We start from the raw sequence: 14,317 nt of genomic DNA on the forward strand, positions 1-14,317 counted from the left end.
TCGTCGCCAACGACTGGACGGATGGCATGGACAGTCTGAGGTCCAGGTCGAGCCTGTTCACCAGGGTGGTAAGTAATCAAGGAGGCAAATGAACTACGAGACACTCGACTGGTCCGTCGATGAAGTCGGCATTCTTGTTCTGACACTGTCGAGGCCTGAATATCTGAATGCATTCTCGGTGACGATGGCAGAAGAATTGGAGAGCGCATTCCGGCGTGTGCGCATCGACCCGGCGATACGCGCGGTCGTGGTGACCGGTGCTGGTCGAGCGTTCTGTGCCGGCATGGACCTGGCTGTCGAGGGAAATGTCTTCGGGTTGGACGAGTCGCTGAGTCCGACGGTGTCGGACATGCGCGAGCGGCTGGCCGAGGAGCCGTTCCAATCCGGTGTTCGGGACACCGGCGGGAAAGTCACGCTTGCCATCCATTCCTGCGACAAGCCCGTCATTGCTGCGATCAACGGTGCGGCGGTCGGTATCGGCGCGACGATGACTCTTGCGATGGACATTCGCATGGCCTCCACCGATGCAAAGATCGGCTTCGTGTTCGGTCGACTCGGCATCGTTCCCGAAGCCACGTCTTCCTACTTCCTGCCGAGGATTGTCGGCCTGCAAACAGCGCTCGAGTGGATTTACTCGGCGGATATTCTCGATGCCGACCAGGCGCTGGCGGGTCGGCTCCTCAGATCGGTGCATCCACCCGAGGAATTGCTTTCTGCGGCAATCGAGCTGGCCCGAAAATTCGTCGCCGGGCGTTCGTCGTCAGCCATCGCACTGTCTCGTCGACTGGTCTATTCCGGTTCGGGGTCGGCGCATCCCGTGGAGGCGCATCGACGGGAAAGTTTGGCGATGTGGCACGCCTCGATGGGTGACGGAAAGGAAGGCGTTGCCGCATTCCTGGAAAAACGGAAGCCGAGGTTCTCGGGTACGGCCGCAGACGTACCCGACCTCGGGTGAACGGACTCTCGCGCACTGGCTGCTTTGTCAGTCCTCGGCTGCGCCCTGCGCCATGATTCCGTCGAAGAATATTGCCGAGAACACGCGTGAGAGATCCTCTGCCGAATACCGGCTCTTGCCGGGCACGAACCACCGATGCGTCCACTGGGTCATGCCGAAAATACTGTTTGCTATCAACGTGTTCGACAGATCGGGTCGGAACGTACCGTCGGCAACCCCGAGTGCAATGGCGTCCAGGAAATACTTCTCGATCTTGTGGGTGTTGTCCACCATCTCCTGGGCCCACTTCGAGTCGAGCGATGACACCCGGCCCCAGTCTTCCTGCATATAGACGTACATGTAGGGGTAGTGCTCCACCTGAGATGCAAGCAGCATCGCAATGAGAGCTTCGAGCGTCTCCCGCGGTCGTAGCTTCTTGGCCACGATCTCGTCGGCTCGTGACAAGTTGGTCACCACGGTGCTCGTGATGCACTCCTGGAACAGTTCTTCTTTGCTGCCGACATAGTAGTAGAGCGAAGCTCGGTCGGTGCCGTATGCCGCCGCAACGTCATTCAATGATGCGGCGGCATAACCTTTTTCGCGAAACACTTCTGCGGCGACCCTGAGGAGCCCAGCTCGCTTTGCAGAATAGTCGGCCGAATTTTCGGTCAGCGCGCTCTTACGCCGTTTTGCAATTCCGCTGACTGGTGACTTCGCCACAGCCCTGCCTCGCCTTCGTGACCGTCGCTTCTCGGATGGTTCAGCCAGTATAGGTTCGACAAATTCCGCTACGAGAGGCCACTGTTGACCGGCCTCGCTCGCGCCGTTCTTGCGAGGGGCTCACAGCGTCACTTCCCCGCCCACTGTGGCTTGCGCTTCTCCTCGAACGCTTTCCGGCCCTCGAGGACGTCGGACGATGCGGCGTAGGCCTCGATCAGTTCGAACTTGGTCGACAGTGCCACTTCCAACGGGTACGAGGCGCGGGAAAGGACGGCGTGTTTGGCCGCCTGTTGAGCCAACGGCGACGCGGTGGTGAGCTTCTTCGCCCATCTCACCCCGGCCGCATCCAGGTCCTCGAACGGGACCACTTCGTTGACCAGGCCGTGAGTCAAGGCGTCCTGCGCCCCCATACGGTCACCGGTCAAGATCAGTGCCATGGCGATGCGATGCGGGAGATGGCGAATTGCCCGATGAACAACGCCGGATTCGCCGATAATTCCGGCTTTGACCTCCGGAAGGCCGAATTGGGTGTTGTCTGCGGCGACGATGATGTCGGCGCACATGGCAAGCTCGAACCCGCCGCCGAGGACGTAGCCTTGGACAGTCGCAATCAGGGGCTTGTTCAGTACTCGAAGCGGTCCTCCCACGCCGGTCAGGCCGCCTCCGAGTGCACGCCGGGATGGGTTCGCAGCCGTACCGCCGCTGATGTCGGCACCTGCGCAAAATGCTCGTTCGCCGGTTGCTCCGAGCACGGCAGCCCAGATATCTGGGTTGTCCTCGATCTCGTCCCATCTATTTGCCAACTGCTCGTCGACTTCGGCCGAGATTGCGTTGAGGACCTTCGGACGGTTCAAGGTGAGGTAGGCGACGTGGTCCCGGACCTCGTAGAGAAGTTCGTCGGACACGGTCAGCTCGTCTTCTGTGTGCGTGGCGTCGGGACGAGCGCGTGGGCCTTCGCGTGGTAATTCTCGGTTCCGGCCGTCTTCTGTTCGCGACGTGAGATTTTCCAGCCCTCGTCGGTCCGGGTGAACTCGTCGTGGTACTGGGCGTACACGATCCCGTCCGGACGATCTCGGTAGTACTTGTGCCACGCGTAGAGAACCGACCGCACTTTCGCAGTGTCCTTCTTCACGAAGTCGATCACGATGTTGCTGACGTGATGACTCGTGCCTGCGAAGAATGCGGCGATTCCAGTCTTATCGTTCGAAAGCACATCGAGGTAGCTTTCTGCGCCGGTGGCACCGTGGGAGGGGCCGTAAGCGACGTACAGGTCTTCGACGAAGAGGGGGAGCATCGACTGGGGGTCGGCTGCGTCGAGATGAAACGCATACTGGAAAAGGACTCGTTCGATATCCCTTTCGTCTACAAGACGCTGTAGGACTTCCATAATGTTGTCTTCGTTGACCGAAGTCATGACGCTCCATTCATTCTCAGGTGTCAATCCGGTTCCATGGTTCATGTCAGTCTACGGTCATGTTGACAGCTCGTCAACGGTACCGTTGCCTGTGAAGGGAATAGCCTGGGTCGGTGCTGAGAGATCGGAAGTCGGTGCGACGCGGAACGATTCGATCACCGACTTCAGGCCTTCTTCGGCGATGCGGGCACGTAAGGCTGCTACCTCTGGGGTCATGTGGGCCAATGCGTCCGCATCGGCTATAGCTCCCAGCGCATTACGAGTTCCCATCGCCTCCATCGCGCGATTGATCGAAACCTTCTTGATGGTCAGCAGGCTGGGCGGCACCTGAGCGATTCTTCGTGCGAGCGAGGCCACGCGTGCTATCAGTTCGCTTTCCGGGACGGCGTGATTCGCCCAGCCCCACTCGACTGCGGTTCGTCCGTCGATGCTGTTGCCCGGAACGAACGCAAATTCCTTGGCCCGTTTCGGTCCGACGAGAGTTGCCCAGACGGGCGAGACGTAACCGGCCCCGATCGGAATGGTGACTTCGGCGATTTTCGCGTTCTCGGTAACGATGGTGATATCGGTGAAGGTGGCCAGCTGCGTTGCTCCGGCGACGCAGTATCCGTGAATTGCTGCGATAACCGGCTTGGGGTGGTCCCAGATGGCGAGATACCGATCGATATTCCTCTGCAATCGGGTGCGGTCGGCCACGGGGTCCGCGGCCGTGGTCGGCGCGACTTGTCCAAGGTCGTATCCGGCGCTGAAGCCTTTACCCTCTCCCCGGATGGCGATCACCGGTTCGCCCGAAAGTTTCAGCCGCGCAAGTGCGTCGGAGAACTCGTCGAGCAGTTCGTTGGACAGTGCATTGGCCTTGTCCGGTCGATTCAGCACGATCCAGGACACGGGTGAATCGTGCTCGACCCGGATGTTGACGTAGTCGGGCATTGCCGGATGTTCGGGCATGTGGCTCCTTGATTCGAGACGTGTCCGGTTCGAGACGCCGCTTCTGTACTCGTCACACTAGGCAGCCGGTACCACGTCGTCAACACTTGTGTTGCCAACACTTCAGTGAGGTCGATAAGCTCGGCTCGACAACGTTTTTCGATCGACGAGGAGAGTCGTGACAGTCAGTCAGCAACAGGTCGACACGCAAGCGGCACGGCTGTTGAAAGGGGTTCCCGACGGGGACGGTCTGACCGAAATCCAAGTTGCGTTGATCCAATTCGCACTCCGCGCCACCTCCTCGTCCCTCGACACCCTCGGAAGCAGGAGATGGGCGGAACGTGCAATTGCGGCGGGAGCGACGTTCGACCAGCTGCACGAGATCGTTACGCTGCAATCCAGCGTCGGAGTCCATGCATTCTTCGAGAGTTCTCGTGCCCTGGCATCGGCGGCGTGCCCGGAGGGTGGTTGGCCACCCCTGGACGAGCAGCGGCAACATTTGTGGGACAAACATATCGGTGGCACGAAGTACTGGACTACCATGCAGGAGGAGATTCCAGGCTTCTTGGAGTCCCTGCTCCGGATGTCTCCCGAAGCGTTCGAGGGATTCATTACCTATTGCGGACTACCGTTCCGGGCACAGTTGGTTCCGAACATCACGAAAGAACTCATCAGCATGGCGTCGGATGCAGCGACAGCGCACAGATACCTACCAGGGATGCGGATGCATCTACGAAATGCTGTCAGGATGGGTGCAGGACGTGCAGCTATTGATCACGCGCTGAGGCTCGGTGCCGAATCTCCGAGTTTCATCGGCGTCGAGTAGGGCGTGCATCGGCCTACTCGACGCTAGTAAGCGACGAGGCCCGTCAATCGGCGGTCGATCAATTCTTCGGCGTCGTTGATGATCTGCTTCACGACATCCGCGCAGGTCAGAATGTCGGTGACCAACGCCTGGCTTTGTCCGACCCACCACAGTCCGTCATCCATCCGGCCTTCAGCGAGAACGTTCTGACGCCCCCGAGCACCCGACGCCAGCGATGCGATGTCCTCGAATGTCGTTCCTTCTCGCTTCTCGACGTCGAGGATCTCGTCAGATACCGCGTTCTTGGCAACTCGCGCGGTATTACGGAATTTACGAAATATCAGATTGGTATCGCGTTCGGTATTGGCCACGATCCGATCTTTGACGTTGCGATGCACAGGAGCTTCCGCAGTCGCGACGAAGCGGGTTCCCATATTGATTGCATCCGCGCCGAGCGCGAGAGCCGCGACGAGGCCTGCGCCGGTGGCGAATCCGCCCGAAGCGATGATCGGTAGGTCTGTGCGTGCCGCGACGGCCGGAATGAGTACAAGACTGGATACGTCATCCTCGCCGGGGTGACCTGCACACTCGAACCCGTCCACGGATAACGCGTCGACGCCGAGTTTCTGCGCGGAGATCGAGTGCCGCACGGCGACGGTCTTGTGAATTACCTTGATACCGGCGGACTTGAGTGACGGTAGGTGGTCCTTCGGGCTCGAGCCGGCTGTTTCGACAATCGAGATTCCGTTGTCGATGATGACCTGGCGATACTCGTCGTAAGGAACGGGCGCGATCGTGGGGAGTATTGTCAGATTTACGCCGAACGGCCTATCCGTCAAGGCCTTCGTTTTTCGAATTTCTTCGTCCAGGGCAGCGGGCGTCGGCTGCGTCAGGGCCGAAAGAAATCCCAGCGCACCGGCATTGGCGACGGCGGCGATCAAGACAGCTCGCCCGGCTCCGGTCATCCCGCCGCACACTATCGGATGTTCGATATCGAACTCTTGCGTGAATCGGGTGGAGATCATCGGGGTTCTTCCTTGCTGAGGTGGCGAGTGAGTTGCTGAAGCGTCCGGTCCGACGCTCCGTCTCGGAGGTCTTTCAAGCGCGCCTCGATCTCGGCATCGGGGTAGCCGTGGGTGAGCACTGCGTTCTGGCCTGACAACACGGCCTCGACGGCGAGTTCGCCGAGTGTCTCTGCTGCTACGGGAAGGTTGTACGTGAGCGTCGCGGCTCGTTCGGGCTCATAGGCCACAATATTGCGAACCGCTGATCTATCGGAGCCGGGCCGGAGGCGTTCACTGGTCGCGATCGAAGTAGGGACGAGGCCTGGGTACAACACGGTGACGCCGAAGTCGTCGCCATGGTCCTCGAGTTCGTATCGCAATGCGTCGGACAGTGCGGTGACTGCGGCTTTGGAGGCCGCGTAGGGCGCGTGCCCAGGAGCGATGTCGAGCGCAGTCACAGACGATGTGTTGACCAGGTGTTTGTGGCCGGGCTGCTCGCGCATTCTGGGCACGAAGCTCACGATCCCGTGCACCACGCCGAAATAGTTCACCTCCATCGCCCACGCAAAGTCTCTGATCGACGCGTTCCAGGATGCGCGGTGGGGCCGCATCGACACTCCGGCGTTGTTGCACAGAACATCGACACGACCGTGCCGAGAGAAGACCGAATCGGCGAGAAGGTCGACCGAATCTGCATTGCTGACGTCGACTCTTGCGGCGAAGGCTGTTCCGCCGAGCTCGGACACCTCGGTGACGAGTCCGTCGGCAGCCGCTTCGTCGATGTCGGCGACGATTACTCGAGCTCCACGAGCGACGAACGATAGCGTCATCGCTCGCCCGATCCCGGTCGCGGCACCGGTGATGACGACGACGGACTCGCTGTTCAACGATGCCCCGGTCATGTTCATGCGTTCCTCACCTTTCACCACGCGGTGTAACCGCCGTCGACCAGCAGAGTGTGGCCGGTTATCAGACCGGCTGCTTCCCCGGCCAGAAAGGCGACGGCACCGACGATATCCTCGGGTTCCCCGAAGCGGCCCAACGGGATCCGAGCGCGCAGAGTTTCGCCCCACCCGGGTCGCGACAGGGTGTCAGCGGTGAACTCGGTCCGTACGAAAGTGGGGGCAACGGTGTTGACTCGGATGCTGTGTGGGGCCCACTCGATTGCGAGAACTTTGGTGAGTTGGTCGAGGCCACCCTTGGTCGCGCAGTACACCGCGCGTTCCTCGATCCCCACCGCGCCTGCTTGAGACCCGATATTGACGATAGCACCAGAGGTACCGGCCGATACCCATTGCTGTGCAACGGCTCGGGTGAGGAAGAACGTACCTCGCAGATTGGTGTCGACAATGGAATTCCACTGCTCGATCGTCACATCAAGTGCCCGTGCGGGGTGATTGACCCCCGCGTTGTTGACCAGAATGTCGAGGGAGGTGCCGCGCAGACGTGCACTGAAACGCTCGACGAAGGGCGCAATCGAGCTCACGTCCTCCAGGTCGAGAACGAAACCCGTTGTGCCGAGCTCGGATTCGATTTGCCGAACACCGGCATCGGTTCTCGATGTCCCGTAGACTGTCGCACCGAGTTCGGTGAGCGCTCCTGCGATGGCCTTCCCCAGACCCCTGTTCGCTCCGGTGACCAGAGCAGTCTTTCCTGAAAGCGAGAACGTGAGCACAGTGTCTACCGCGGCCGGACCGAGAGCGTGGCTGGAGCCCATGGCAGCGGTGCGCCGCCGTACTTCGCTGCACGCACATCACCCGAGCGGGCGTGGCCCTCGAAGTACTCCACCCGCGCAGCTCTTCCGCAGAGGGTTCCGAGTTCGGCGCTCGCTGACTCCGAGGTGATCTCCTGATAGGTCACGGTCTTCAGGTACTTTCCTACCCACAGCCCTCCCGTGTAACGCGCTGCACCGCGCGTGGGCAAGGTGTGATTGGTGCCGATCACTTTGTCTCCGTACGAAACACATGTCCTCTCGCCGAGGAAGAGTGCACCGTAATTGCTCATAGCTTCTAGTGCTCGACGCGGCGTGTCGGTCAAGATCTGCACATGCTCGGACGCAAATGTGTCGGCGAGGGCGTAAGCGGCTTCGATGTCGGCGGTGACGATCACCTGTCCGTGGTCTCGCCATGCGACACCTGCGAAGTCGCGGGTAGGCATGTTGGGCAGGATCGCGTCGATGTGCTCGATAACGCTGCGAGCGAGGGCTTCGGAATCTGTGATCAAAACGGCAGGCGAATCCGGGCCGTGCTCGGCCTGGCTGAGAAGGTCCACTGCGACAATGAACGGGTCCGCATTCGAGTCGGCGACGATCAAGACCTCGGTTGGCCCGGCGAACAAGTCGATTCCCACCTGGCCGAACAGTTGGCGTTTGGCCTCGGCAACGAAGGCGTTGCCGGGGCCGGCGAGCATGTCGACTTTCCGAATGCTTTCGGTGCCGAGTGCCATTGCAGCAACCGCCTGCACACCACCGAGTAGGTAGATGTCATCGGCACCTGCGAGATGGAACGCGGCAACGGTTGCTGCAGGGACTTCGCCTCGGATCGGTGGGGTGCACGCCGTGACGTGTGGAACGCCTGCGACCTTCGCCGTCACGGTAGTCATGTGCGCAGAAGCGACCAACGGGTATCTACCGCCCGGTGCATATGCTCCGGCCGCGGACACCGGCAGATTGCGTTGTCCCAGATGGACACCCGGCGAGGTCTCGACCTCGAAGTCGTGCAAGGAATCGCGCTGATGTTGAGCGAAAACTCGGACGTTACGCTGAACGGTCTCGATGTCGGCGATGACCTCGGCAGGAACTGTCGAGATGATCTCGTCGATCCTCTCTGCGCTCAGTCTGAAGCTTTCCGGGCTCCACCTGTCGAATTTCTCGGAATATGCGCGGACCGCAGCGTCACCGCGGTCGCGGATGTCGGCGATGACCGTGGATACGGTGTCCGCGACCGAGGGGTCACCGGTGGTCGCGGTGTCGACCTTTGCGGGTGTCTTCAGCTGAAGTGTGTCGGGCATGATTGCCGCCTTTCTGTGGTGCTGGTGGGGTCGGGAAATATCCGATGCGACGGTGACCGCACTACCGTGCCTGCTGAACCGCTGCGTCTTCGAGGATGTCGAAGTCCCCGAGGTCGGGGCGTCTAACCATCTCCCAGTATTCGACGTTCAGGAAGGGCATGACGAAAATGACTCGGCCCTTGGAATTGCGGTAGTAAGTCGCGAATCCTGGATGGGTCCACACCGTCTTGGAGTGCATCGTATCGACGAGTTCGTTGTATCGGTTCGTAGAGTCTTCGGTAGCGCTGATAGCAGTGATGTTCTTGCGGAACATTTCGGCCAGAAGGTCACGGAGGTACCGAGCTTGAAGCTCCATGAAGTACATGAAGCTTCCGCTACCCGGTAGCGAATGCGGTCCACCGAGCATGAAGAAATTGGGGAAATGCGGAATGGAAACGCCGAGGTAGGCGCGGGGGTCGTCGTCGTCCCAGGCCTTGCTGAGGTCGAGCCCTCCCTCGCCGCGTACCTCGAGTGAACTCAAGAACCGTGCAGCCTCGAATCCTGTCGCCCAGATGATGACATCGACGTCGAGTTGTTCACCCGTGGACAATGTGAGTCCGGTCCGTGTCACATCCGAGACACCGCTCGTGAACAGATCGACGTTCTCGCGCTTGAGAGTTCGATACCACCCGTTGTCGAGGAGCATTCGCTTGCCGAAGGGCGGATAATCGGGGACGGCTTTTTCGATCAGATCGGGTCGTCCTTCCAAGGCGGACTCGATGTATCCCGTCAGGAATTCGCGCTGTCGGTCGTTTCTCCGGTTCACCGATCGTTCGGGGTGCGGCCACGACGGATCCACCCTGAGTGCGTCGATGATCTTGTCACCGTGCTGATAGAAGAGCCCGATCCAGTTCCACGCCCTGTAGAGCGGAAGATGTTGCAGGAGTGTGCGTTCAGCAGCAGGCACTTCCTCGCGGAACTGGTCGAAGGGTGCAACCCACTGCGGTGACCGTTGCACGATGGCCAGGTGTTCGACGATCGGAGCGATCGATGGTGAGATCTGTTGGCTGCTCGCGCCTGCCCCGACGATCGCTACACGTTTGCCGGTGAGATCAAGGCCATCCGGCCATCTGTTCGAGTGGAATTGAAGTCCCTCGAACTTCTCGCGCCACGCGATCGACGGTAGTTTCGGCTGGTTCAGCGAACCCACCCCACTGATGACCATGTTCGCGACATGGGTGTCCAGATCACCGTCCCGGTTTCGGGTGGTGACGGTCCATAGTGCGGTGTTGTCGTCGTATACCGCGCTCACGACCTCGGTCTCGAACGAGACCTCGGTACGGGCATCCAACGAGTCGAGCACGCCGTTGAAGTATTCGTAGAGCTCGTCCCGGAGCTCGAAATGTCTATCCCAGTCTCGGTAATCGAACGAGAACGAGTAGAGGTGGCTCGGTGTGTCGACACCCGCGCCGGGGTAGCGGTTCTGATGCCACACGCCGCCGGCATCGGTACCCCGCTCGAACACGGTGAACTCGATACCGAGTTGCTGCAGTAGGTGGATGGCGGCAAGCCCGGAGATCCCCATTCCGATGACGATGGCGCGCGTCCCCGCAGGAGGGGTGACGTCCGGTAATTCGTCCAGGTCGCCGCTGTCGGCGGAGCGTCGACGGAGTTCCTCGGTCAGAATCGCTGCGTATCGCCGGTCGATCGGTTCACCGAGGAAAAAGCTTGCGGCCTTCTCCATGTCGCGAACGTCGTGCAGATCCAGCACCGGGCGCCGGTGCACTAGCAAAGACGCGATCGCGTCGACGGCTGCGTCGCGGACGACGCGTTGATCGGCCTCGGCAATATCGCCGGTCGGGCGAGGTGAGACTCCGCGGAAATGACTGGGAGCGAATCGCGGTCCTATCCAGGACTCGTCTCCGGTCACCTGGTAGAGGACCATCAGCAACACCGGTACCGAGGCTCCTTCGACCGCCTCGCGAACCTCGTCTTCTGTCAAGGCAGGTGCGCCGTGCGACTCGGTCTTGTGATGCACCTTGGTCGTCGTATTGGTCATCGTTCCTCCGTATCGAGATTTCTCGCTCAGTCAACATGATCGTTAACGACTCGTCAACACATGCGTTGAAACCAATTTCGTTAAAACGGGTGACCGTTAACGGGAGCGTTGACGACCGTGCGGGACCGGCCTAGTATTCGGATTCGGCCCGTAAAGCCCCGTCTCCAAAAAGAATCGACTTGGGACGATCTACGAATGCAAGGATCAGGTCCATGTACAACCAGTCCGTGTTCAGCGAATGCATGCCCCTCGGCGATGTGCTCATCCGTTCCGGCGAACGTTTTCCCGATCATCCCGCGTTCGTATTGCCGAACGAGACTCTGTCGTACCGGGAGATGACGGCCGGCGCGGTCCGTATCGGCCGCCTGCTCATCGCCCTCGGGCTGCGGGCCGGTGACAAGGTCGGCGTGCTTGCGCCCAACTCACGCGAATTCGTCGAGGCCGCGTTCGGTACGGCGCTCGCAGGCGCAGTACTCGTGCCGCTCAACCCACGTCTTCGCAGTCGCGAACTGAGTTACATCATTGCCCATTCCGAGATTTCGGTCGTGCTTACCACGGACGCACTCGCACCCCGCACGGACTTCCGAACGGAACTGACTGCAGCTTTTCCAGGAGTGGCGACGAGCGACTCGCTGGGCCTGGCGCTCCACGAAGCACCACACCTTCGAGAAATCGTCATGTTGAAGGGTGAAGGGGGACCCGGGATCGTCGGTGCATCGGCGGTGGACGAACTTGCTCACTCGGTGACGAAGGCCGACATCGAGGTGCGAAGACAACGGGTGCGACTGCGCGACGACGCCGTGATCATTTACACCTCGGGAACCACTGCTTCACCCAAGGGTTGCGTGTTGTCGCATGAGGCCGTGACACGAGGGCCCATCGGACGCACGGCGCAGGCCGTCCCATTCCCTGAGCCGCGTGAGAACAGGGTGTTCTGGTCACCGGCACCGCTGTTCCACATCGCGGCACTGCAGGGCCTGATTGCCTGTGTAGCAATGGGATCAACGTATCTGACCGACGTGTATCTCGACGGTGGGCGGGCGCTGGACATGGTGCGCAAGTGGCGTCCGACCTCGCTGTGGCCGATGTTCCAGTCGGCCTTCGATACTTTGATGGACGCACAGGGCTTCCGGGAAATCGACTTGGAGGATGCGACGTCGTTGATCACGGTTGGCAGTGCCGACGAGATGCGCTTCGTCCAATTACGATTCCCGAAAGCATTGCTCATCAACGGATCTGGAATGTCCGAGATGGCAGGTCACTTTTCCTTGTCCAAGCCTACAGACGACGTCGAATTGAGGGCGGTCACCTCCGGGATGCCTGTACATGGGGTAGAGGTCAAGATCGTAGACCCGGTGACGTTGGGTATTGTGCCGCTCGGCGAGCTGGGTGAGCTTTACGTGAAGGGCTACGCAATGATGACCCGCTACTACCGAGACCCGGAGCAGACCGCCGCCGCAATCGACGAGGAAGGTTGGCTGCACACCGGAGATCTGTTCCGCACGTTGAGTAGTGGGCATCTTCGCTACGAGGGCCGGCTGAAGGACATGATCAAGGTGGGTGGTGAGAACGTCCCCGCCATCGAGGTCGAGTCATATCTGTGTACGCACCCCGATGTTGTACTTGCGCAGGTCGTCGCGAAGCGCGACCGCCGACTCGATGAGGTGCCCGTCGCGTTCGTCGAATTGCGCGAAGGTGCCACTGTAAGTGCCGACGACATCATTGCGTTCTGCAGGGGACAGATTGCGAGCTTCAAAGTCCCACGTCAGGTGTTCTTTCTGAGCGCCGAAGAGTGGCCGAGGTCGGCCACGAAGATGAACAAGAGGGCCCTCCGCGAGGTGGCCGCAACCAGTTCGTGATCAACGAATGTGTTGCCTGTCACGGTCGGCAACGCTAGTGTTGATCGCATCGAAGGTCCCACGAATCGATTCCCCCGCTGCGGCAGTTGCCCGGCGCTTCTCTGAACCGAGGAATTTGCATGATTCAGGAATCAACGCCCGCAGTCGCTTTGATCGAAGAACCCACGGCCCGACGTCGTCTCTTTGGCGGAGCAGTCGGAACTTTCGTGGAATGGTTCGACTTCGTGACTTACGCGGTGACAGCACCGACGCTCGCACTGCTGTTCTTTCCAAAGTCCAATCCCTCTGCGGCAGTGCTGGGGACGCTCGCGATCTTCGCTGTCGGCTTCATTGCCCGCCCATTGGGAGGAGTCGTGTTCGGGTATCTCGGCGATAAATACGGTCGTATTCGCGTCATGGCATCGGTGATCTTGTTGATGGGCGTGGCAACTGGGGCAATTGGATTGTTGCCGACATATGCCAGTATCGGAATTGCCGCCCCCATCCTTCTCTTGATTTTCCGGTTGATCCAGGGATTCTCCACTGGCGGAGAGCATTCCGGGGCACTGAGTTTCGTACTGGAATCGGCACCGTCGGACAAGCGAGCATCATGGATTGCCATCATCTATGCCGTGACCATTCTGCCGAGCCTGGTGCTCGGCTTCGGGATCATCGGCTTGCGTGGAGCGATCGGTGACGACGCGTACACCGACTGGGGTTGGCGTCTACCTTTCTTCCTCGGTGCACTTCTGGCGTGTGGTGGTCTCTGGATCCGCTTGAAACTCAGTGATCCCCAGGAGTTCGTCAAGGCTAAGAGGGAACGCGTAGCTGCGAGCAAGAACCCGCTCAAGACAGCAGTTGTCGAGGAATGGCCTGCCCTGCTTCGGGTGTTCGTGCTCCTTGCGCCCACGCTGATCGCGTACTACCTCGGGATCACGTACCTCTACACCCATATGGTCTCGAACCTTGGCATGAATCCGAACACGGCCTTGCTGGCCAACACGCTCGCAGGTGCGTCCATTGCGATTCTGGTTCCAGTCTTGGGGCGGGTGGCAGATCGTGTCGGCCGAAAGCCGTTGATGTGGGCAGGTGCGGCTTACATGACGGTTATTGCGTTCCCTGCGATGTTCTTGGTCAATACCGCCACGTTCTGGGGTGCGTTCGGCGGCAGCTTGCTGCTCGCCTCTGCTACGTCCCTGTTCGTTTCCGGGTCGATCGTGACGATGCTCGAACTCTTCCGGACGTCGAGCAGGTACTCAGGGCATGGGTTGTCCTACGGAATGGGAACAGTAGTGTTCGGGGGTTTCACGCCGATAATTGCTGGCAGCCTGATAGACGCGGTTAGTCCGTCTGCTCCTGCTGCAATGGTCGTCGTCGCGGGAGTCGTTGGCATGATTGTCCTGCGGTACACGCCGGAGACCAGGGACGTCGTTCTCACGACCGCCATGTCCCGGTCCGTCGCAGATTCTGTGTCCGACGGTGAAGGGAACACAACAAAGCCCGACTTCAATGCTGGATCTGCTCAGTATCGACATTGAGTCGGTTCACGTACCCGTCCCAAACGATGCGACGCCTGGACCTCTCGGATCGTTCCATTGCTTGGCCGAGCATTCGACAGGGGACACTCT

At 60.2% G+C, this 14,317-nt stretch carries 13 protein-coding genes; 4 read left to right on the forward strand and 9 right to left on the reverse strand.

The genetic code is table 11. From position 1 onward, the window contains the following. Positions 1–88: 88 nt before the first annotated feature. The gene (locus CH283_RS25760) at positions 89–955 is read left to right on the forward strand and encodes a crotonase/enoyl-CoA hydratase family protein (RefSeq protein WP_037189134.1); all 867 of its coding nucleotides are present in this window, start codon (positions 89–91) and stop codon (positions 953–955) included. A gap of 27 nt (positions 956–982) precedes the next feature. On the opposite strand, the gene CH283_RS25765 is transcribed toward CH283_RS25760, so the two are convergent. From CH283_RS25765 to CH283_RS25780, 4 genes are all read right to left on the reverse strand, one after another. Beyond that, the gene (locus CH283_RS25765; RefSeq protein WP_176460565.1) at positions 983–1,654 is read right to left on the reverse strand and encodes a TetR/AcrR family transcriptional regulator; all 672 of its coding nucleotides are present in this window, start codon (positions 1,652–1,654) and stop codon (positions 983–985) included. Between the two features lie 128 nt (positions 1,655–1,782). Then, a complete protein-coding gene (locus CH283_RS25770; RefSeq protein ID WP_094639672.1) occupies positions 1,783–2,559 on the reverse strand; it encodes an enoyl-CoA hydratase-related protein in 777 nt (258 codons plus the stop codon). A 2-nt stretch (positions 2,560–2,561) separates the two neighbouring features. Beyond that, a complete protein-coding gene (locus tag CH283_RS25775; RefSeq protein ID WP_255183339.1) occupies positions 2,562–3,113 on the reverse strand; it encodes a nuclear transport factor 2 family protein in 552 nt (183 codons plus the stop codon). 12 nt (positions 3,114–3,125) lie between these two features. Beyond that, on the reverse strand, positions 3,126–4,016 hold the full coding sequence (locus CH283_RS25780) for an enoyl-CoA hydratase-related protein (RefSeq protein WP_255183340.1): 891 nt from the start codon (positions 4,014–4,016) through the stop codon (positions 3,126–3,128). Positions 4,017–4,173: 157 nt separating this feature from the next. On the opposite strand from CH283_RS25780, the gene CH283_RS25785 reads away from it, so the two are divergent. After that, a complete protein-coding gene (locus CH283_RS25785) occupies positions 4,174–4,821 on the forward strand; it encodes a carboxymuconolactone decarboxylase family protein (protein WP_094639674.1) in 648 nt (215 codons plus the stop codon). A 23-nt stretch (positions 4,822–4,844) separates the two neighbouring features. On the opposite strand, the gene CH283_RS25790 is transcribed toward CH283_RS25785, so the two are convergent. The 5 genes from CH283_RS25790 to CH283_RS25810 all read right to left on the reverse strand — a co-directional run bounded on the left by CH283_RS25790 (position 4,845) and on the right by CH283_RS25810 (position 10,851). Then, positions 4,845–5,825 carry an NAD(P)H-dependent flavin oxidoreductase gene (locus tag CH283_RS25790; protein WP_094639675.1) on the reverse strand — a complete coding sequence of 327 codons (981 nt, stop codon included), beginning with the start codon at positions 5,823–5,825 and terminating at the stop codon, positions 4,845–4,847. Further along, positions 5,822–6,712: an SDR family NAD(P)-dependent oxidoreductase gene (locus tag CH283_RS25795; RefSeq protein ID WP_141215362.1), complete on the reverse strand. Its 891-nt coding sequence runs from the start codon at positions 6,710–6,712 to the stop codon at positions 5,822–5,824. Before CH283_RS25795 ends, CH283_RS25790 begins: the two co-directional genes overlap by 4 nt. A gap of 14 nt (positions 6,713–6,726) precedes the next feature. Then, positions 6,727–7,521, reverse strand: coding sequence for an SDR family NAD(P)-dependent oxidoreductase (locus CH283_RS25800; RefSeq protein ID WP_255183341.1), 795 nt, complete (start codon positions 7,519–7,521; stop codon positions 6,727–6,729). Beyond that, the gene (hisD, locus tag CH283_RS25805) at positions 7,485–8,813 is read right to left on the reverse strand and encodes a histidinol dehydrogenase (RefSeq protein WP_094639676.1); all 1,329 of its coding nucleotides are present in this window, start codon (positions 8,811–8,813) and stop codon (positions 7,485–7,487) included. The genes CH283_RS25800 and hisD overlap by 37 nt, the downstream gene beginning before the upstream one ends. 61 nt (positions 8,814–8,874) lie before the next feature. After that, a complete protein-coding gene (locus tag CH283_RS25810) occupies positions 8,875–10,851 on the reverse strand; it encodes a flavin-containing monooxygenase (protein ID WP_094639677.1) in 1,977 nt (658 codons plus the stop codon). A 212-nt stretch (positions 10,852–11,063) separates the two neighbouring features. Between CH283_RS25810 and CH283_RS25815 the strand changes: the two genes are divergently transcribed. Together CH283_RS25815 and CH283_RS25820 are read left to right on the forward strand one after the other, a co-directional pair. Beyond that, entirely contained in the window at positions 11,064–12,710 is a 1,647-nt protein-coding gene (locus tag CH283_RS25815; protein ID WP_094639678.1) for a class I adenylate-forming enzyme family protein, read from the forward strand. A 119-nt stretch (positions 12,711–12,829) separates the two neighbouring features. After that, entirely contained in the window at positions 12,830–14,227 is a 1,398-nt protein-coding gene (locus CH283_RS25820) for an MFS transporter (protein WP_094639679.1), read from the forward strand. Positions 14,228–14,317: the final 90 nt, after the last annotated feature.

It is taken from the genome of Rhodococcus sp. 05-2254-2 (assembly GCF_002259095.1).
Lineage (GTDB): Bacteria > Actinomycetota > Actinomycetes > Mycobacteriales > Mycobacteriaceae > Rhodococcoides.